The 18,682-nt window shown below is 61.2% G+C and carries 19 protein-coding genes and 1 tRNA gene; 11 read left to right on the top strand and 9 right to left on the bottom strand.

What is annotated here, in order from left to right; all coding sequences use genetic code 11:
• Window positions 1-7 precede the first annotated feature (7 nt).
• The 3 genes from P775_RS17680 to P775_RS17670 form a co-directional block, all read right to left on the bottom strand.
• The gene (locus P775_RS17680) at window positions 8-517 is read right to left on the bottom strand and encodes a cytochrome b (RefSeq protein WP_099912217.1); all 510 of its coding nucleotides are present in this window, start codon (window positions 515-517) and stop codon (window positions 8-10) included.
• 159 nt (window positions 518-676) lie between these two features.
• Window positions 677-1,381, bottom strand: a complete 705-nt coding sequence (locus P775_RS17675) for a winged helix-turn-helix domain-containing protein (protein ID WP_099912216.1) — start codon at window positions 1,379-1,381, stop codon at window positions 677-679.
• A complete protein-coding gene (locus P775_RS17670; protein ID WP_099912439.1) occupies window positions 1,353-1,643 on the bottom strand; it encodes a hypothetical protein in 291 nt (96 codons plus the stop codon). Before P775_RS17670 ends, P775_RS17675 begins: the two co-directional genes overlap by 29 nt.
• Before the next feature lie 195 nt (window positions 1,644-1,838).
• Here P775_RS17670 and P775_RS17665 point away from each other — a divergent pair, with 195 nt between their 5' ends.
• Both P775_RS17665 and P775_RS17660 read left to right on the top strand, forming a co-directional pair.
• Window positions 1,839-2,372, top strand: coding sequence for a hypothetical protein (locus P775_RS17665; protein WP_099912215.1), 534 nt, complete (start codon window positions 1,839-1,841; stop codon window positions 2,370-2,372).
• Between the two features lie 178 nt (window positions 2,373-2,550).
• The gene (locus tag P775_RS17660) at window positions 2,551-2,943 is read left to right on the top strand and encodes a DUF3775 domain-containing protein (protein WP_099912214.1); all 393 of its coding nucleotides are present in this window, start codon (window positions 2,551-2,553) and stop codon (window positions 2,941-2,943) included.
• A gap of 276 nt (window positions 2,944-3,219) precedes the next feature.
• On the opposite strand, the gene P775_RS17655 is transcribed toward P775_RS17660, so the two are convergent.
• The 4 genes from P775_RS17655 to P775_RS17640 all read right to left on the bottom strand — a co-directional run bounded on the left by P775_RS17655 (window position 3,220) and on the right by P775_RS17640 (window position 5,555).
• A tRNA-Leu gene (locus P775_RS17655) sits at window positions 3,220-3,306 on the bottom strand.
• Between the two features lie 189 nt (window positions 3,307-3,495).
• Window positions 3,496-3,696 carry a hypothetical protein gene (locus P775_RS17650; protein WP_143520945.1) on the bottom strand — a complete coding sequence of 67 codons (201 nt, stop codon included), beginning with the start codon at window positions 3,694-3,696 and terminating at the stop codon, window positions 3,496-3,498.
• Window positions 3,697-3,849: 153 nt separating this feature from the next.
• Window positions 3,850-4,647 carry a metallophosphoesterase family protein gene (locus tag P775_RS17645; RefSeq protein WP_099912212.1) on the bottom strand — a complete coding sequence of 266 codons (798 nt, stop codon included), beginning with the start codon at window positions 4,645-4,647 and terminating at the stop codon, window positions 3,850-3,852.
• Window positions 4,644-5,555: a diacylglycerol/lipid kinase family protein gene (locus P775_RS17640; protein WP_180287488.1), complete on the bottom strand. Its 912-nt coding sequence runs from the start codon at window positions 5,553-5,555 to the stop codon at window positions 4,644-4,646. Before P775_RS17640 ends, P775_RS17645 begins: the two co-directional genes overlap by 4 nt.
• Window positions 5,556-5,723: 168 nt before the next feature.
• On the opposite strand from P775_RS17640, the gene lipB reads away from it, so the two are divergent.
• From lipB to P775_RS17605, 7 genes are all read left to right on the top strand, one after another.
• Window positions 5,724-6,383, top strand: coding sequence for a lipoyl(octanoyl) transferase LipB (lipB, locus tag P775_RS17635; RefSeq protein WP_099912210.1), 660 nt, complete (start codon window positions 5,724-5,726; stop codon window positions 6,381-6,383).
• 162 nt (window positions 6,384-6,545) lie between these two features.
• Window positions 6,546-8,120: an alpha-amylase family glycosyl hydrolase gene (locus tag P775_RS17630; RefSeq protein WP_099912209.1), complete on the top strand. Its 1,575-nt coding sequence runs from the start codon at window positions 6,546-6,548 to the stop codon at window positions 8,118-8,120.
• A 501-nt stretch (window positions 8,121-8,621) separates the two neighbouring features.
• Window positions 8,622-10,295, top strand: a complete 1,674-nt coding sequence (ctaD, locus tag P775_RS17625; protein WP_099912208.1) for a cytochrome c oxidase subunit I — start codon at window positions 8,622-8,624, stop codon at window positions 10,293-10,295.
• 160 nt (window positions 10,296-10,455) lie between these two features.
• Window positions 10,456-11,331, top strand: coding sequence for a hypothetical protein (locus tag P775_RS17620; protein WP_099912207.1), 876 nt, complete (start codon window positions 10,456-10,458; stop codon window positions 11,329-11,331).
• Window positions 11,332-11,592: 261 nt separating this feature from the next.
• Window positions 11,593-12,477 (top strand): hypothetical protein, encoded by an 885-nt coding sequence (locus tag P775_RS17615; RefSeq protein WP_099912206.1) that lies wholly within the window; start codon window positions 11,593-11,595, stop codon window positions 12,475-12,477.
• 219 nt (window positions 12,478-12,696) lie between these two features.
• Window positions 12,697-13,203, top strand: coding sequence for a DUF2244 domain-containing protein (locus tag P775_RS17610; RefSeq protein WP_099912205.1), 507 nt, complete (start codon window positions 12,697-12,699; stop codon window positions 13,201-13,203).
• Window positions 13,204-13,227: 24 nt separating this feature from the next.
• Window positions 13,228-14,139 carry a hypothetical protein gene (locus P775_RS17605; RefSeq protein WP_099912204.1) on the top strand — a complete coding sequence of 304 codons (912 nt, stop codon included), beginning with the start codon at window positions 13,228-13,230 and terminating at the stop codon, window positions 14,137-14,139.
• Window positions 14,140-14,248: 109 nt separating this feature from the next.
• Here P775_RS17605 and P775_RS17600 read toward each other — a convergent pair whose 3' ends face one another.
• Window positions 14,249-14,713, bottom strand: a complete 465-nt coding sequence (locus P775_RS17600) for a GatB/YqeY domain-containing protein (protein ID WP_099912203.1) — start codon at window positions 14,711-14,713, stop codon at window positions 14,249-14,251.
• 184 nt (window positions 14,714-14,897) lie between these two features.
• On the opposite strand from P775_RS17600, the gene carA reads away from it, so the two are divergent.
• Complete coding sequence (carA, locus tag P775_RS17595) at window positions 14,898-16,061, top strand: glutamine-hydrolyzing carbamoyl-phosphate synthase small subunit (RefSeq protein WP_099912202.1); 1,164 nt, start codon at window positions 14,898-14,900, stop codon at window positions 16,059-16,061.
• A gap of 78 nt (window positions 16,062-16,139) precedes the next feature.
• Window positions 16,140-18,023: a glycosyltransferase family 2 protein gene (locus P775_RS17590; RefSeq protein WP_245875745.1), complete on the top strand. Its 1,884-nt coding sequence runs from the start codon at window positions 16,140-16,142 to the stop codon at window positions 18,021-18,023.
• On the opposite strand, the gene P775_RS17585 is transcribed toward P775_RS17590, so the two are convergent.
• On the bottom strand, window positions 18,020-18,664 hold the full coding sequence (locus P775_RS17585; RefSeq protein WP_099912201.1) for a GntR family transcriptional regulator: 645 nt from the start codon (window positions 18,662-18,664) through the stop codon (window positions 18,020-18,022). The two genes, P775_RS17590 and P775_RS17585, sit on opposite strands and share 4 nt — an antisense overlap.
• Window positions 18,665-18,682 lie beyond the last annotated feature (18 nt).

Here is an 18,682-nt window from a genome sequence, read left to right as displayed (position 1 = left end):
GACACCGCTATTGCGCCTTCAGCATCCGCATCAAAAGACCATCTTTGCGCCAGAACTGATGATACAGCGATGCCGCCACATGCAGCGCGATCAAGGCGATAAAGACCGGCTTTGCCCAGGTATGAAATTCGCCGTAGGGGTCACCGACATAATAGCCCAGCAAACCTGTGATCGGCACCGCGACCAGCAGCACATAGAAAAGCCAGTGGGAAATCCGGCCCGCCAGTTCAAGCGCACCACTAGATGCGGGCGGTGGCGGCACACCGTTCTTCAGCCGCAGGGCCAGCCGGACCACAACCAGCGCAAGGATCGCAATGCCAAAATAATAGTGCACTGTGGCCAGCTTCGCATCCAGCGCAGAAACCGGCTCGCCCTCTTCAGCTGCATCGACAAATGCAGTCATGCTTTCGCCAAAGATAAGCTGCGTAAAGACGAGTATGGCAATCAGCCAGTGCAGACTGATCTGCGCGATCGAATAACCGCGAACGGCGTGGGTGTCGTCATCTGCAAGGCTCATTTAAATGTCCCCGATAAGGAGTTTCACTACAATAAGAATCGCATGCAGTCCTTTACCGGATGTTAACGCAGATCAACGCGACCGCATTTTGACAGATCGCGCATCAATCAGGTGAAACTTGGCCAGTTCCGTCTGCCTGAAACCGGGCAGACCGCCGCTTCAGACGACCTCGATCACGGCCTTGTCGATGGCCAGCATATAGCCCTTGCGTGCGATGTTCTTGACCAGCAGCTCGCTCACCAGCTGGTTGCCCAACCCGTCGCGCAGCCGCTTGATCCGGGTGGCGCCGGCAGATTCGTCGCAATCGTGTTCCGGACGGCCCGAAATCACCGCCTCGATCTGGGCGCCGGTCAGCATCTCGCCGTCCATGCGCGCCTCGGCCAGCACGGCCAGCGTCTCCATCATCGCCTCGGTCAGCTTGAACCCCATGGTGTTCAGGTAAACGGTGTTCTCTTCCCGGGAAATGATCAGCGAATTGACCTGAATGCCCGACCGTTCGATCTGGGCCATGCGGCGGTTCATCGTGAGCAGCATCACCAGAAAGATCAGCGCCGCCACCATCAGCGCCGTGGCAAAGACCAGCAGCACCAGAATCACCATGCGGTAACTTGCCAGCGTCTCGGCAAAGGCGGTGCCACTCTGGGCCAGGATCTCCAGCAGCTTGATCTCGGCCTGATCAGCCAGATTGTCGTTTTCAACAAACAGCCGCTCGACCCGGGTGTTGAACGCCCCGGCATCGGGAAGGGCCAGCACCAGCACGCCGCCTGCGATCAGCAGCAGCGCAACGATGGCACCAATTCCAAAAGTGACGATACGGCTGCCCGCGCGGCGCGCCTCAGAAACGAAGGTAGTATTGTCCGGCACTGGACTTCCTTTGATTAAGCCCGGCCTCATCGAAAACCGACACCACGTTCAGCAGCGTCCAGCCTTGGCTGGACAGGCGCGCCCCCAGCTCGGCCTGTGCTGCCTGGATTGTACAGGCGCCGCTCAGCTCCGCGACACCATAGTGCAGGCGCAGCGGGTTGTCCTGTTTCGCCTTGTAATCGGCGTAGCAGGCAGCCTGCGCAACCCCGGCGGACAGCAGCGCCGGGACCAGAAAAGCGAGCGTGAGGACAATGGTTTTCATGTCACCCACGCTGGCGTGAATCCGCCGGATATTCAATGACCATTGGGTCTTTGGCCGCTGATATCGGATAGCAGGGCCGCGTTATTGCCTGACTTTGCGGGGCCGGGTCAGGGTGGTCGCATGGAGACGGACCAAAACAGGTGCGTGCTCATCCAGGCGTCCAGAGGCGCACAGACATCAGACAGGAGACCTCAAATGTCCCGCAAGTTCATCACCACCCTTCTCGCGGCCGCCGTTGCCCTGACCGGCCTGACCGCCGCCCCCGCATGGGCCGCAAACAACGACGCCCTCCTGCGCACGCTCGGGATCGGAACGGGCCTGCTGATCGTGGGTGCCGCGATCAAGAATGCCAATGACCACGACAAGCGAAAGGAAAAAGACCGCCGCGAAGAACGCGACCGCAACGATGTTCCCTTTGGCAGCGCCGGCAACTTCGGACATCACAACCAGGGCAACGGCTATGGGCATGACAACCGGGGTGGCGGTTTCGGTCACGACAAGCGCGGCGGCAAATTTGACCGTTACCGTGAACCGCTGCCGGGGCGCTGCCTGATCGAAACCCGCGATGGTCCCCGCGCATTCGAAGCGCACTGCCTGTCAAAACGCTATTCCGACAGCAACAAACTGCCGGACTTCTGCCGCAGCAAGGTGCGCACGCGTCAGGGCCGGGTCTCGGCCTATGATGCCCGCTGCCTCAGCAACAGCGGCTTTGAGATCGCCCGCCGCTAAGCGTCCGGGCCGCGAAAAGCTGCCGCCGCAAGCCCCCTCAACGGTGGTGGCCTGGCTGCGCGGGACCTGAAAAGGCCCGCGCAGCCCTCTTTTATTCAGCCCCGGGACATTTGATCTATATCAGTGCAGGGCCACACCGGGCTGCTATTGCCAAAGGCCCATGAGACAGGAGAATTCGATGGCTGCGCTTCCCTTTGACAGTACCGAGATCGAGGCGCTGGTGTTGCGCTTCAACGCCGTAATGGCCAAGGAAGGCATGGATATTTCCGATCCCGGCGGCAATGCCTCAGATGACGAAACCGCCGCGACCTTGCAAGAAACCGGGGGTGATCTCAGCCGTGACGAGATCACGCAAGAAATCGAAAGCATGAATGACGACCAGCAGGACGGGCTTGTCGCCCTGTTCTGGATCGGGCGCGGCGATGCGGACCCCGAACAATGGGACCAGACCACCGCCCTCGCCCGCCAGCAGCACGAAGGCCTTGTCAGCCGCTACCTTCTCGGCCAGCCAGAGGTTGGCGAGTTCCTGACGGAAGGTCTTGAAAAGATGCTCGAATACGGCGTCGACTGACAGCATGATCGCCGGATCGGCCCCGCCCCACGGGCCTGATCCGGAATGGTGACATGACTCCCGTCGCAGAACAGGCGCCGGGATCCCCACACAGGCAACCAATCCTGCGATGACACAGCCCGGCGCCGCGCCGTCAACGCCGTGCGCGAACCAAAAACAGCCAGCGCAGTCAGAACATCAAAAAGGGTGTTTTTGTTTCAACAGAGGCTGCGGGTGAGACCTAAATCCTCAAACCCATTCGGCCCCGCGTCAGCGCAAGCCGTATACCCAGTCGAATGGTGCGGTCGAGAAGACTCGAACTTCCACGGGTGTTACCCCACAGCGACCTCAACGCTGCGCGTCTACCAATTCCGCCACGACCGCACTGTCCCGACTTGGTGAGGGGCCGTATAGACGAGCCCTGAAGCCTTGTGAAGAGGAAAATGCAAGGTTTTCCACAACTTCTTATCAGCGCCACAAACACCCCCGCGCGGGGCTCAGGCAAAACGAAAAAGGGCCGGACAACCGGCCCCTCACCTCATGGCAGAAACCCGGACCTGCGCTGATCCGACCCTATTCGGTCACACAGAACAGCGGCAGCGCCGCCGCGGTCGCAACGGGCGCGGCAATGGCGGCAGAGCCCGTGCCCACCAGCATCATCGACGCCTTCTGGATCAGGCCCAGTCGCTCGGGCTGACCCGGGGCAAACACTTGCGATGTGTCAGACTTTGGCACCCTGATGGAATTTTCCATTGCCACCGGCACAGCTGTCACGTTTTTAGGCCGTTCAGTATTGAAACAGATATTGAAAATGCTGCCGCATATTTTCTGAGTCATTTCCGGATTCACCAATAGGACACAAAGCCTTGCGCCCAGCGCAGACCGATCTGCGCGGCCCGGCTGCCAAAATCGGACAAGGATCAGATCTTAAGGCAATGCGTTCCAGACCCCATCGCGCTTGCGAAAGATGCTGCGCGAATCGCAGCGGAACGACAACGCCTCTCCCTGAGCCACGTGGTGTTCGATCACCACCGCCCCGTCTTCAAGGATCAGAAGGTTCAGATCGTTCGGCTCTCCGCGCATGCGCGTTGACAGCCCCGTGCCCGCCTGCACCAGCAGCAGCGACCGCGCCGCGCGAAACGGCGCCACGCGCCAGGAATGCAGATGCCCGCACAGCACGATATCCGCGCCGCAGTCGCGCAAATGCAGCAGCCCCTTGTCGGCGCCGCGCATCACGCGCTTGCCCACATCTGTGTCATGTTCCGGCGGGTGGTGCATCATCACGATGCCGATCTTGTCCGCGCACCCATCCCCGCTCAGAAAAGTGCAGGCACGGCGCAGGCTGGACGGACGCAGCCGCCCGCGCTGCCAGGCCATAGGGTCGGTGGTATTCAGGCTGGTCACCACGTAATCCGGGCCCGAAACACAGGGCTCCAGATCGCGCGCGATGTGACGACGGAACCGCACCCAGGGCCGCATCATCCGTATCCAGAGATTGTCCAGCGGCGTGTCATGGTTGCCCGGCACCGCCAGCACCTGCGCATCAAGCCGGTCCATGAAGGCCCGCGCCGCCAGAAACTGATGATTGCGCGCACGCTGGGTGAGGTCGCCGGAAATCAGGACAAGATCCGGCGACAGGCTGTTCACATGTGCCACAAGCGGCTCAAGCAGCTCGGGGCGGTCGCGGCCGAAATGAATATCAGACAGATGGACGATGCGGCTCATGTGGCGGGGGAATCTTCCGGTGCGATCACATGCAAGGCTTCGGGATGCATCTGGAACCGGAACGGCGCCGACAAACGCACACGTTCACCATCCATCGCCACAAGCTGGCTGTGCGACTTGGTCTCGATCTCGATATCTGTGCCGCAGATCAGCTCGAAGTCCCGGTCGGGCTGCATCCCCTTGCGCGCCAGCCGCAGTGCCCGCAGCAAAAGCTGCCAGCGCGTCACATCGGGCAGCAGGAACAGCGCGAACTCGCCCTCGCGGATGCAATCGGCCCCGTCCAGCCCGTAATGTTCCAGCTGAAAGGCACTTCGCGCCACAAAGGCAAGCGGTGTCTTGGTGCGGATCACGTCACCCCCCACACGCACGGTCATCCGCACCGGCGAATTGAACGACAGAAAGGTCATCAGCACCGACCAATGCGCCGCGACCCGGGACCGCCCCCAGCGTTTATAGGTGCCTTCGCGCTCTTTCAGGATCTGCGGATAGATGCCAAGGCTTGCATTGTTCAGGAAAATCTCGCCATTCACCTCGCCCACCGGAAAGGGACGCGCAGTGCCGGTGGCGATCAGATCCACCGCTTCGTCGATATCCTCGGGGATGCCCAGACCGCGCGCGACAAAGTTGAAGGTGCCCTGCGGCACGATCCCCATGCGCCGCCCCGTCCCGGCCAGCTGGCCCGCAACGCCGGAAATCGTACCGTCGCCGCCCGCCGCTACGATGATGCCGAATCCGTCCTTCATCGCCCGCGCACAGGAATCCGCAACCCCCGTGCCCCGGCCCATCACACGCAGCTCAAACCGCCCCGGATAGCGTTCAAACGCAGCCTCAAGCTGCTTTGCCACATCCTGCTTGTCATCCTTCCCCGCGCGCGCATTCATCAGAACACAGACCCGGTCATCGGTCATGGGGGGTGGGGCCCTGAGCCCAGAGTCGCCGTGTGCAAGAACCATTACCTGTTCCATCATCTGTTGCCTGTGAAAGTTATCAAGCCAACGTGGCCAAGACAGCCGGGGTTCCATCACGGCTCTGCAATCGCTATCTGAAATAGGCGGAATATTGCAGGAGCGCGCAACATGGTGGAATGGCGGCAAAGTGACGGGCTGACGGAGTATACCGAGGCTGTCGCCTTCATGGAGGCCCGCGCCGCAGAGATCGCTGCCGGCACCGCAGACGAATGCATCTGGCTGGTCGAACATCCGCCGCTGTACACCGCCGGCACCTCGGCCAAACCGGCTGATCTGGTCGATCCCGACCGCTTTCCGGTCCACATGTCCCAGCGCGGCGGGCAGTATACCTATCACGGCCCCGGCCAGCGCGTCGCCTATGTGATGCTGGACGTGGGCAAACGCGGTCGCGACGTGCGCCGCTTTGTTCAGGATCTAGAGGCATGGGTGATCGCGGCCCTCGCCGAATTCAACCTCACCGGTCATATCCGGCAGGGCCGGGTCGGCGTCTGGATCGAACGCGACGACAAGCCGCTGATGGCATCCGGCGCCAAGGCCGAAGACAAGATCGCCGCTATCGGTATCCGCCTGCGCAAATGGGTCAGCTTTCATGGCCTGTCGATCAATGTCGAACCGGACCTGAGCCATTTCAGCGGCATCGTACCCTGCGGCATCACCGAATACGGCGTCACCAGCCTTGTCGATCTGGGCCTGCCCGTCACGATGGAGGATGTGGACGTCGCCCTGCGCCGCAGCTTTGATCTGGTCTTTGGCACGGTGCCTGCCTGAACCGCCCCCCACTGCGGCGTTTGTGCAGGATAGCCCCACACAAACGCCCCATCAGAGCGCATACAACCCTTTGTGACACCCCGCATGCGCGTAAACCCGCCCTGCCCCCTTGCACCTTTCCCGCAGCTTCTGCAGCCTGCCGGAAATTCCCAAGGAGATCTCATGTCCGACACCCAAGCACGCCCCTGGTGGCACACCGGCACGATCTACCAGATCTATCCGCGCTCTTTCATGGACAGCAACGGCGACGGCATCGGCGATCTGGCCGGCATCGAATCCAAACTCGACTACCTGTGCGAGCTGGGGATCAAGGCCCTGTGGATCTCGCCCTTTTCGCCCTCTCCGATGAAGGATTTTGGCTATGACGTGGCCGATTACTGCGATGTCGACCCGATCTTTGGCGATCTGAACGCCTTTGCCCGGCTGGCCGACGCCGCCCATGCCCGCGGGCTCAAGATCCTGATGGATTTTGTGCCTTCCCACACCTCGGATCAGCATGCGTGGTTCCGCGACAGCCGCTCGACCACGATGTCGGAAAAACGTGACTGGTATGTCTGGCGCGATCCCAAACCGGACGGCAGCCCGCCCAACAACTGGATCAGCGAATTTGCCGGCCCTGCCTGGACGCTGGACCCGACCACCGGGCAATATTACCTGCACATCTTCCTGACCGAACAGCCCGCCCTGAACTGGCACAACCCCGAAGTGCGCGCCGCGATGTACGATGTCATGCGCTTCTGGTTCGACCGGGGCGTGGACGGATTCCGCATCGACGCCTTTGAAAACCTCGCCCCCGAACCCGACCGGGGCGACAACCTGCCCAATCTTGAATGGGACCCAAAGACCGGCCCGGCCCGGTCCCTGCACGGCACCTATTCCAAACACCAGCCGCAGGCCTATGATGTCGCTCTCGACATGCGCCGCGTGGCCGAGGAATACAGCCCCTCCCGCCTGCTGATCGGGGAAATCTACGGATCGATCGATCAGGTCATGGGGTACTACGGCACTCATCATGACGGCTTTCAGCTACCCTTCAATTTTCAATTGATCGAGGCACCGTGGACCGCCCCCGCGCTCGCCGCAATCATCGCCGAATATGAAAGCAAACTTCCCGAAGGCGCTTGGCCGAACTGGGTGCTGGGCAATCACGACCGCTCGCGCATCGCGTCGCGCGTCGGCGCTGCACAGGCGCGCAATGCCGCCATGCTGCTGCTGACCCTGCGCGGTACGCCCACGATCTATCAGGGCGATGAGCTGGGAATGGAAAACGTCACCATCCCCCCCGATCAGGTCAAAGACCCGTGGGAGGTGAACGTGCCCGGCCAAGGCCTAGGGCGCGATCCGGTGCGCACGCCGCTGGCCTGGGAAACCGGCGAAAATGGCGGCTTCACCACCGGCACGCCTTGGCTGCCCATGGATCTCTCACCCGGCATTTCCGTCGCAGAACAGACCGGCGATGCGGCCTCGATGCTGGAACTGCACCGCCTGCTGCTGGCACAGCATGTGGCACACCCGGCGCTGACCCTTGGCGATCTGGTGGATGTCACCGCCACCGGCCCGGTGCTCAGCTATGCCCGCGTTCATGGCGACACCCGGCTGGATATCGCGCTGAACCTGTCCGACGCGCCTCAGCCGATGCCCTTTGGCGGCACCTGCCTGATCTCGACCCGCCCGGCAGGCCCCGGCGCGCCAGACACCCTCGCCCCGAACGAAGGGCGGCTGATGCAGGCGCCGTAAACACACAGCGGCCCCCCAACACCCAAGACCTGCAAGCGGCCCCACACGGGGCCGTTTTTTTTGCCCCGTGCGCAGACGTCCCTCCGGACAGAGTTGCGATGGCACTTCCCGCCTTGACTGGGCCGGTATTAAGACTTTGGTCACATACCCCGTCGTACGCTGCCTTAAACCTGCGATTCTCCAGAAGCCTGCCATATGAAAACCATACGCTTTCCAGACGGAGTCCAGATGCCGCAAATCGCGCCCTTTCCCCTTGTTTACCTGAATGAACGCGGCGTGAATCCCTCCTCGATGGGTCCTCTGCGCCGCGCTGTTGCGCGCACGATTGTGCAAAGGCTGGTCATTCTGCACCAATCACAAGGCCTGCGACAATAATTTCGCCGCTGCGGCAAAAGCGGTCATTGCCCGGACCGCGCGCTTTGCCTAAAACGGGTCATGAACTCTTGGGCGCAAACGGCTAACCGTCTGCGCCCTCACATTATCACCCTCGAGGAGGCACACATGGCAGACGCCGCCATCCACGGCCACGAACATGAGGATCAGCGCGGATTCTTCACCCGCTGGTTCATGTCGACCAACCACAAGGACATCGGGATTCTTTACCTGATCGTCGCAGCCATGGCCGGGTTCGTCTCGGTCGCCTTTACCGTGTATATGCGGCTTGAACTGATGCACCCCGGTGTGCAGTTCATGTGCATGGAAGGTGCGCGCCTCTGGCCGGCCGCCGTCGCCGACTGTACCCCCAACGGACACCTCTGGAACGTGCTGATCACCGGTCACGGCATCCTGATGATGTTCTTTGTCGTCATCCCCGCCCTGTTCGGCGGTTTTGGCAACTATTTCATGCCCTTGCAGATCGGCGCGCCGGATATGGCGTTCCCCCGCATGAACAACCTCAGCTTCTGGCTTTACGTCGCGGGCACCACGCTCGCGGTCTGTTCGGTGCTTGCACCGGGCGGCAATGGTCAGGCCGGCGCCGGTGTGGGCTGGGTGCTTTACCCGCCGCTTTCGGTGCGTGAGGGCGGCATGTCCATGGACCTCGCCATTTTTGCCGTGCACGTTTCGGGTGCCTCCTCGATCCTCGGCGCGATCAACATGATCACCACCTTCCTGAACATGCGTGCCCCCGGCATGACCCTGTTCAAGGTGCCGCTGTTCTCTTGGTCGATCTTCGTGACATCCTGGCTGATCCTGCTGTCTCTGCCGGTTCTGGCAGGCGCGATCACCATGCTGCTGACCGACCGCAACTTCGGGACCACCTTCTTTGATCCCGCAGGCGGGGGCGATCCGATCCTCTATCAGCACATCCTGTGGTTCTTCGGCCACCCGGAAGTGTACATCGTGATCCTGCCCGGCTTCGGCATCATCTCTCACGTGATTGCAACCTTCTCGCGTAAGCCGATCTTTGGCTACCTGCCGATGGTCTGGGCCCTGATCGCCATTGGCGCACTCGGCTTCGTCGTCTGGGCGCACCACATGTACACGGTCGGTATGTCACTGACCCAGCAGTCTTATTTCATGCTGGCGACCATGGTCATCGCGGTCCCCACGGGGGTCAAGATCTTCTCCTGGATCGCGACCATGTGGGGCGGTTCGATCGAGTTCAAGACACCGATGATGTGGGCCTTCGGCTTCCTCTTCCTCTTCACCGTGGGCGGCGTGACCGGTGTCATCCTGTCCCAGGCTGGCATCGACCGCGCCTATCACGACACCTACTATGTCGTTGCACACTTCCACTATGTGATGAGTCTGGGCGCCGTCTTTGCGATCTTTGCGGGGATCTACTTCTACTTCCCCAAGATGACCGGCAAGATGTATCCCGAATGGGCCGGCCACACCCACTTCTGGGCGATGTTCATCGGCGCAAACCTGACGTTCTTCCCGCAGCACTTCTTGGGCCGTCAGGGCATGCCGCGCCGCTACATCGACTACCCAGAGGCGTTTGCCACTTGGAACTACGTCTCGTCGCTCGGCGCCTTCCTGTCCTTCGCATCGTTCCTCTTCTTCATCGGTGTGATGGTCTACTCCCTGCGCAAGGGTGCGGCCTGCACACAGGCGAACCCGTGGAACGAATACGCTGATACGCTGGAATGGACCCTGCCCTCGCCACCGCCCGAACACACGTTCGAGCAGCTGCCAAAGCGCGAAGACTGGGACAAGGGCCACGCCCACTAAGCGGCTCATAGCTCTGCGATCAGGCTCCGGTACAACCGGGGCCTGATTTTCTAACTGGCCTTCGGTTTTGAGCAGGTCACTCTCGGACAAATACAGGATGCGCACAGGCCCGTGCCCCGCCAGAAACTGGCGCCGCGCAAAGCCCGAGCCAGAAATCACCATGCAAGATTTTACCAAACTGACTGCCGATGGCGCCTATGCTGTGATCAGCACACAGGGTCGCACCAAACGTGAAAAGACGATCCAGAATCTGCTCTATAAAAAGGGCAAGCGCCCTGCTTCGCTGGCAGAACAGTTGAAACTGCTGGAAATGTTCTTCAACGATGACGGGCTGGCGCAGTTCGAACGCACCTATTCCCTTGTCGCCGCAGCGCACAAAGCCTCTGAAATCCTTGATAAGGACGCGCTTGCCAGATTCCTGCCAAAGCTGGAAACCTGCTTTGACTGGGCCTGCACGCTGCCGATGCGCAAACAGCTGCGCAAGGACGGGCTGCACATGCGCTTTTCCATTCTCAACGTGCTGGTCAACGCCTCCGTGATGCTTGGCCTCGACACACGCTACACCTATGCGGATCAGGCATTCACCGCCCTGGCCGAGGTCAATCCCCGCAAGACAACCCATTACACCTTCAACTCCACAACCAATATCCTGAACACCGTCGGTGTCGCGCTGCTGATCCGCCCAGAGGCCTTCGGCGGCACCGCCAGACTCCTGCGCGGCCTGCTGTTCCACAGCCTCAGGATGAAATTTGCGGGCGATCTGCCGTCGGTGCTGCTGCGTATCGGTGTTCCGGCAACGCTGTCAGAGGTTGAACCGCCCTCCAACTTCATCAAATTCGAGGAAAGCTTTCGCAAGTTTTTGGCGATCAAGCGCGCCGCCGATGCCGCGAGTGACCAGGAAAAAAACACCCTTTACTGGTTGATCGCCGAAGAATGCGTCGGTCAGCACACAGCCGAGCAGAAGGCCGCACATCTTGAGAGCGTGCGCCGCATCCTTGCCCCCGGCTGGGCACTGGAAGGCCCGTGCACCGACTGACGCGCTGCTGATCCGGCTCTGAATCCGCATCGGGGCGAGACAAAATGGGCAACGTTTCCGTGTTTTCCAAAGTTCGTTTCCACCTATGCAACCTGCGTATCGCACCCTTCAGCCGCGGCCCTGCCCTGAACTTTTTACACCACGTTCCGCGCCGACCCGAACAGGAAGGGCATTGCAAGACCAGCCCGTTGGCTTTAGCCCTTTGGGCAGGCTGGTCGCGAACCAATTCAGGATGAACACAGCCCCGCGCGAGCAGCAATCATGCCAGATTTCACCAAACGGACCGCTGATGAAGCGTTTGCACAGATCAGCAGGCAAGGCCGCGCTCAGCGCTACAGGACGATAAGAAGGCTGCTCTACCGAAAATCCGAACGCCCCACGCCTCTTGATGAGCAGTTGCGCCTGCTGGAGATGTTTGCTGCGGACGAGACCCTCAACAAGTTCGAGCGCACATATGCCTTGGTTGCGACCGCACACAAGGCGTCCGAGACCGGTGCCAAGGACAAGCTCGCCTCTTTCATCCCCCGTCTGGAAAGCGGCTTTGCCTGGGCGCGCACCTTGCCAATGTGCAACGAGCTGCGCAAAGACGGGCTGCACCTCAGCTTTTCGATCCTCAATGTCCTGATCAACGCCTCTGTCCTGCTTGGTCTCGAACAGCGATACGACTATGCAGATCACGCTTTGACCACCCTAAAAGGGATCAATCCGCGCAAAACCGGTCGCTATACCTACAACTCGGCGACCAATATCCTGAACACGGTGGGTGTTGCACTTCTGATCCGGCCGGCGACGCTGCACGGCAGCTCGAATATCCTCGGGCTGCTGCGCAATCTGATCTATCATGGTCTCGTTCTCAATTTTGGCGGCAATTTGCACACCGTCCTTCTGAGATCCGGTATCCCCTCGACCCTGGCCGAGATCGTGCCGCCCTCAAGTTTCACCGAATTCGAGAGCAGCTTTCGCCGCTACTTGACCATCCGGTGCGCCTTGCTCGCCACGACAGACCAGGAAATGCAGGATCTCTACTGGCAGATTGCCGATCAGTGCATCGCCCAGCACGCCCCTGCTCAAAAGGCGGCCCATCTTGCCGCCGTGCGCCGTCATCTCCTGCCCACCTGGCAGATGGAGCCGTCGCAAGGCGTTTGAAACCCGGCCCTGCAAAGCTTGCGAAAATATACATAAATTGAACATTCCGCCCCTGCCGGGGCTGCGCCAATCTCCCCGTTTCACACACCCCGCACAGAGGCTGCGGCGTTTCGATCCGACGCTGTAGCTACTATCGCTGCCTTGCGCCCTTGGCTCAGACACGTTTGGCCATACTTGGTACTTCAAAGTGAAATCGAAACGCTTTAGAAACAGGTCAACATGCCTTATGACTGGACAACATCCGACCCCGCTGCAACGGCAATTGAACTGCGGCTCTGGCCGCATCAATCCCTGCCGCCCAAAGGCTTTGCTGCCTTCATCCTCGCCACTTTCACCATGGCCACGATTCCGCTCTTCGTCCTTCTCGGCACATCCCTTCTCTGGGCGCTGCTGCCGTTTCTGCTGATTGCGCTCAGCGGCATGTACTATGCCCTGCGCCGCAACGATCGCGACCGCCAGATCCTTGAAGTTCTCACCCTCACGTCCCAGGATCTGCACCTCGTGCGAAAAAATCCGCGCGGACCAGAGCAGGAATGGCATTGTAACACCTACTGGGCCCGCGTCGCCCTGCACGAAGGCGGCGGGCCTGTACCCTATTACGTGACCCTGTCCGGCTCCGGCCGCGAGGTCGAGATTGGCGCCTTCCTTTCCGAAGACGAACGCAAGACGCTTTACAGCGATCTCTCCAGTCGCCTGCGCCACCTGTCGCAAACCCATGGGCGCTGACCCGATGCTGAAAGCACTGTTCTGATGGCCCAGGCCCCCGCCGCGCCAAAACTCAAACGCACAGCCCTTCGCGCCGCTGTCTGCGTCTTCGGTCCCCGCCTGTCGCGCCATGGTGAGGCTTTGCTGCCCTCCGAACGCGCCGCACTGGACCTGCGCATCGCGCAAAAGGGCCGGACCCGCTCCCACGCAGAAACCGTGACCTTCCTCATCCCGCTGGTCAGCCCCGACCACGTGGGCGATTGGGATGCGGTCACCGCCCGGTTAAACCAGACCCTGCAAAGCCTGATGGATCAATCCGATCCCAGCTGGCGCGCCGTGATCTGCTGCCAGCAGAAACCGCCGCTTCCGGATGATCCACGGATCACCCATCTGCCCTTCAGCGATCCGACCCCGGGCAATGACAAATGGCGCAAGCTCGCTGCCCTGTACGACCACCTGCCAAAGATGTCGCTGAAACCAGGCTATGTGATCAGCTTTGATGCCGATGATCTGCTGCGTCAGGCCACAGTGGCCGAGATGCTCAAACGTCAGTCCCCGGGCGGGTATCTGGTGCGCGCAGGCTATGTGATGGACGCTGCGACCGGCGCCATTGCACTGGCCGACGCCCCCGACCTGTCAGCGCCCCTGCGCAAACCTTTCTGGAAACTCTGCGGCTCCTGCACGGCGCTGTTTCATGACCCAGACCTGCCGCAAAGCGCGGCCTTCCTGCGCAGCATGACCCAGCACGAACACCGCATGTTTCCCTATCTCGCCGGGCTGGCGGGCCAGACGCTTACACCGCTGTCACGCCCTTCGGTCCTCTATGTGCTGAACCACGGGGAAAACTTTGGAGCGCGCCGGGGCCGGGTCGGGTTCAAAACCCGTTTCGTCGACCGCTTTAAAATAACGGACCCGGCAACCCTGCTCGCCATCGCGCAGGACTTCCCCACCCCATGAGGAGCCCCCGGCTTCACCTGTCCTTAAATATCCCGGGGGAGTCGCCGACAGGCGGCGGGGGCTGGCCCCCTCCTTCCCCCCCGCTTGAATGCCGCGTCAGGGGCGCCGCTCAGCCCGCTGACAAACGATCCTTCAGCATCGGGCCCACCGCGGCAAAATCCATCTGTCCGGTATATTTGCCCTTCAGCACTGCCATCACCCGGCCCATGTCGCGGATCGAATCCGCGCCGACCTCGGCAACCGCAGCATCCACTGCGGCCGCGACCTCAGCGTCAGACAGCTTCTTGGGCAGAAACTCCTCGATCACCTCGATCTCAGCCAGCTCGCGCTCGGCCAGATCCAGCCGCCCGCCCTCTTCATAGACCTTCGCGCTTTCGCGCCGCTGCTTGACCATTTTGCCAAGGATGGCAAGAACTTCGCTGTCCGCGACACCGTCGTCATTGCCCTCCATCCGCACCGCGATATCGCGATCCTTGATTGCCGCATTGATCAGGCGCACCGTGGACAGACGGTCTACCGCCTTGTCCCGCATTGCCTGTTTCATCGCCGTCGTGATCCGCGTCCGCAGTTCCATGACCATTTCATCCCCGAGATTTTCCAAGCTAGGACCCTAAGCGAATCCAAAGACCGGCACAACCAGCCAGACGCTGCGGCAACCCCTTGTTTTCAGGGGAAATCGGATAGGCAGGCCGGGTCTTGACCCTGCCCCGCCCGCCCTTTAGACATGCGAAAGTTTGCCGCCCGACAGGAGCCCGCCCATGTCCCTCGCCCAGATCCGGAAACCCACCGCCTGCCTCGCCCTCGCTGATGGCACGATCTTTTACGGACAGGGCTTCGGCGCCACTGGCGATACGGTCGCAGAGCTCTGCTTCAATACCTCCATGTCCGGCTATCAGGAGATCATGACCGATCCGTCTTATGCCGGGCAGATCGTGACCTTCACCTTCCCGCATGTCGGCAATGTCGGCGTGAACCCCGAAGATGACGAAACCGCGGATCCGGTCGCGGCCGGCATGGTGGTCAAATGGATGCCGACACAATCCTCGAGCTGGCGCGCGGTCTCGCAGCTGTCGGACTGGCTGACGTCGCGCGGGCGCATCGCAATCGGCGGCATCGACACCCGTCGCCTGACCCGGGCGATCCGGCAGCAGGGTGCGCCGCATGTAGCCCTTTCGCACAATCCCGATGGCGTTTTCGACATCGGCGCGCTGGTGGAAAAGGCACGGGCCTTTTCCGGTCTCACCGGGCTGGACCTCGCCCGCGATGTGACCTGCGCGCAATCTTATCGCTGGGATGAAATGCGGTGGGCCTGGCCGCAGGGCTATCAGCCCCAGACCGATGCCCGTTACAAGGTTGTGGCCATAGACTACGGCGCAAAACGCAATATCCTGCGCTGCCTTGCCTCGGCCGGTTGTGATGTGACCGTGCTGCCCGCCACTGCCACAGCGGAAGAAGTACTGGCCCATAACCCTGACGGCGTGTTCCTGTCCAACGGCCCCGGTGATCCGGCGGCCACCGGTGTCTATGCCGTGCCGACGATCAAGGGCATTCTGGACCGCAACCTTCCGGTCTTTGGCATCTGCTTGGGCCATCAGATGCTCGCGCTCGCTCTTGGCGCCAGCACGATAAAGATGAATCACGGCCATCACGGAGCGAACCACCCCGTTAAGGATACTGAAACCGGAAAGGTCGAGATTACCTCGATGAACCACGGATTCGCCGTCGACAGCCAGACCCTGCCCAAAGGTGTGCTCGAAACCCACGTCTCGCTGTTCGACGGATCAAACTGCGGCATCCGTGTGAAGGACCGCCCGGTGTTTTCCGTGCAGCACCACCCGGAGGCAAGCCCCGGCCCGCAGGACAGTTTCTATCTGTTCGAACGGTTCGCAGAGTCGATGAAGCAGCTCTCAGATGCGCGCTGAGGATTGAGCGAACGTTAATTTAACGCAGCTTTAACCATGTTTACCTCATTCTGAACCTGTCAACAGACGGGGATCAGAATGAACAAACAGCTTCTGAACGATGTGTCGGCCAACCTTGCCCATGCCGGTGTCGCCGGTCAGCGGCCGATCAGCACAACCCTTGTCCAGTCGGGTCAGATCAGCGCCGCAGACATGCTAGCGGCGCTGGCTTGCGCGGCACAGGACGGCACAGCTCTTGACCGCATTTTGATCGCGGATGGCACCGCCACACCGCTTCAGGTTTTGTCGGCGCAGGCAATGCACTGGGGCGTGACGCTTCTGGATACCTTTGTCAGTCCACCCGATCCCACGCTCAAGAATCTGCTCGATCCGTCCTACTGCCTCAAACACGGCCTGCTGCCCTGGGCGCGCATGGGGGAAACCACGGTGATCGCGACCGCCCGCCCCGAAGAGTTTCAAACGCTGGCACCACGTCTGTCTGCGACCATTGGACCGGTGGTGATGGCGCTCGCGCTCGAATCGGACATTCAGGCGCTGATCGTTGCGCAACATGGTCGCGACCTTGCCGTCCGGGCCGAAACCCAGTTACCAGAAGATGAAAGCTGTCGCGACATCAACCGGGTGACCCTGCGGCGCGGGCTGATCGGCGGGGGGATTGCGGTCATGTGTCTGTCCGCACTGATCATGATGCCCGCCCTTTTCTTTGACGCGGTCCTGTTACTGGCGATTGTGACCCTGCTGATCGCGCAGGGGCTCAAGGTTGCAGCCCTGCTCGCCCCCACCCCCAGATTTGAACCGAATGAATCTCCGCCAAACCAGCGCAGGCCAACCGTGGCACTGCTGGTGCCCTTGTTTCGCGAACAGGATATTGCGGCTACGCTGATCACCCGCCTCAACCGGCTCAGCTATCCCAAGGCATTGCTGGACGTAGTTCTTGTGCTGGAAGCCGAAGACCAGCAGACCCGCGCTTCATTGGACCGCGCTCAATTCCCGCCCTGGATGCGGATCATCGAAGTCCCGCAAGGCAGCATCACCACAAAGCCGCGCGCCATGAACTATGCGCTCAGGTTTTGCCGTGGGGACATCATCGGGATATATGACGCCGAAGATGCGCCCGCCGCGAATCAGATCGACCGCGTCGTCGCCCGATTTGCCCGGACACCAGATCGTGTGGCCTGCCTTCAGGGCATCCTCGATTTCTACAATCCGCATGCCAACTGGCTTTCGCGCTGTTTTGCCATCGAATACGCCACCTGGTTCCGCATTCTGCTGCCCGGGCTTGCCCGGCTGGGATTTGCCATTCCCCTTGGCGGCACCACCGTGTTCTTTCGCCGTTCAGCGCTGGAACGGGTGCGCGGCTGGGACGCGCATAACGTAACCGAAGATGCGGATATCGGCATTCGCTTGGCACGCTATGGCTATGTCACCGAACTCTTGCCCACCGTCACTCGGGAAGAGGCCAACAATCGCTTCTGGCCCTGGATAAAGCAGCGCTCGCGCTGGCTGAAGGGGTACATGATCACCTACGCCGTCCACATGCGCAATCCGGGCCGCCTTTTGCGCGAACTCGGGTTCTGGCGCTGCCTTGGTTTTCAGATGCTGTTTCTGACGGCGATTCTGCAATTCCTGCTCGCCCCGGTGCTCTGGTCGTTCTGGCTGGTGCTGCTCGGGCTGTCCCACCCGTTGGGTGATCTCCTAGATCCTCCGCAGATGGTGGCGCTGACGGCGATCTTCCTGACCTCCGAAGCGATATCACTGCTCGTCAGCCTCGCCGCAGTGGCGCGCAGCCCGCATGACGGATTGCTGCTCTGGGTGCCGACGATGCTGCTTTATTTTCCGCTCGGCGTCATCGCGGCCTACAAGGGGCTCTACGAGCTGCTGGTTAAACCCTTCTACTGGGACAAGACAGCGCATGGCCACTCTCCGCCCGACCACGCCTGGGCGGACCGTCCCGTGACCTAGCTCTTGGACCGGCTGTCCAGCTTCAGCCGCGTCACAAAGGCGACCGAGATATGGTCGCGCAGCGCCCGATAGGCGGCGGCCTCGTCACGTTTGGTGATCGCATCCACAATGGCCATATGTTCGGCCAGCGCAATTTCGCCTCGTCCCTGCGCGGCGAGCGAGGTTGTCGCCATCAGTGCCATTGACCGGTGCACCAGATCCAGCTGCTGCACCAGATACCGGTTGTGGGACGCAAGGTGGATCTGCTGGTGAAACCGCCGGTTCGCCCGCGCGAGCGCCGGTGGATTTTGCAGCAATGCGCGATCATCGTCGACCATTTCACGCAGGACCTGAATCTCTTCTTCGGTGGCATGCCGCGCCGCCAGTCGCGCGGCCAGCCCCTCAAGCTCGGTGCGCACCACATAAAGCTCGGCCATCTGGTTGTGATCCAGCGAGGCGACGATCAGCGACCGCCCGTCGCGTGCAAGCAAAGACTGCGTTTCAAGCCGTTGCAATGCCTCGCGAATCGGCGTGCGCGAGACGCCGAACCGTTCGGCGAGGTCACTTTCCACCAGCCGGTCACCGGGCTTGTAGACGCCCACGTCGATCGCTTCGAGGATCAGCCTGTAGGCGTCCTTTTGCTGCGGCTTTATGTTGCTCATGCGCTGTCCTTTTTCCAT

The sequence above is a fragment of the Puniceibacterium antarcticum genome, from assembly GCF_002760615.1.
Lineage (GTDB): Bacteria > Pseudomonadota > Alphaproteobacteria > Rhodobacterales > Rhodobacteraceae > Puniceibacterium > Puniceibacterium antarcticum.
Note: the sequence above shows the minus strand (reverse complement) of the source record. Positions and strands in the feature narration are given on the sequence as shown.

What these genes read in the sequence shown, in the direction of transcription:
- P775_RS17680 (WP_099912217.1), bottom strand. Translation starts at nt 517, where the DNA reads ATGAGCCTTGCAGATGACGACACCCACGCCGTTCGCGGTTATTCGATC.
- P775_RS17670 (WP_099912439.1), bottom strand. Translation starts at nt 1,643, where the DNA reads ATGAAAACCATTGTCCTCACGCTCGCTTTTCTGGTCCCGGCGCTGCTG.
- P775_RS17665 (WP_099912215.1), top strand. Translation starts at nt 1,839, where the DNA reads ATGTCCCGCAAGTTCATCACCACCCTTCTCGCGGCCGCCGTTGCCCTG.
- P775_RS17660 (WP_099912214.1), top strand. Translation starts at nt 2,551, where the DNA reads ATGGCTGCGCTTCCCTTTGACAGTACCGAGATCGAGGCGCTGGTGTTG.
- P775_RS17645 (WP_099912212.1), bottom strand. Translation starts at nt 4,647, where the DNA reads ATGAGCCGCATCGTCCATCTGTCTGATATTCATTTCGGCCGCGACCGC.
- P775_RS17640 (WP_180287488.1), bottom strand. Translation starts at nt 5,555, where the DNA reads ATGACCGATGACCGGGTCTGTGTTCTGATGAATGCGCGCGCGGGGAAG.
- lipB (WP_099912210.1), top strand. Translation starts at nt 5,724, where the DNA reads ATGGTGGAATGGCGGCAAAGTGACGGGCTGACGGAGTATACCGAGGCT.
- P775_RS17630 (WP_099912209.1), top strand. Translation starts at nt 6,546, where the DNA reads ATGTCCGACACCCAAGCACGCCCCTGGTGGCACACCGGCACGATCTAC.
- ctaD (WP_099912208.1), top strand. Translation starts at nt 8,622, where the DNA reads ATGGCAGACGCCGCCATCCACGGCCACGAACATGAGGATCAGCGCGGA.
- P775_RS17620 (WP_099912207.1), top strand. Translation starts at nt 10,456, where the DNA reads ATGCAAGATTTTACCAAACTGACTGCCGATGGCGCCTATGCTGTGATC.
- P775_RS17615 (WP_099912206.1), top strand. Translation starts at nt 11,593, where the DNA reads ATGCCAGATTTCACCAAACGGACCGCTGATGAAGCGTTTGCACAGATC.
- P775_RS17610 (WP_099912205.1), top strand. Translation starts at nt 12,697, where the DNA reads ATGCCTTATGACTGGACAACATCCGACCCCGCTGCAACGGCAATTGAA.
- P775_RS17605 (WP_099912204.1), top strand. Translation starts at nt 13,228, where the DNA reads ATGGCCCAGGCCCCCGCCGCGCCAAAACTCAAACGCACAGCCCTTCGC.
- P775_RS17600 (WP_099912203.1), bottom strand. Translation starts at nt 14,713, where the DNA reads ATGGAACTGCGGACGCGGATCACGACGGCGATGAAACAGGCAATGCGG.
- carA (WP_099912202.1), top strand. Translation starts at nt 14,898, where the DNA reads ATGTCCCTCGCCCAGATCCGGAAACCCACCGCCTGCCTCGCCCTCGCT.
- P775_RS17590 (WP_245875745.1), top strand. Translation starts at nt 16,140, where the DNA reads ATGAACAAACAGCTTCTGAACGATGTGTCGGCCAACCTTGCCCATGCC.
- P775_RS17585 (WP_099912201.1), bottom strand. Translation starts at nt 18,664, where the DNA reads ATGAGCAACATAAAGCCGCAGCAAAAGGACGCCTACAGGCTGATCCTC.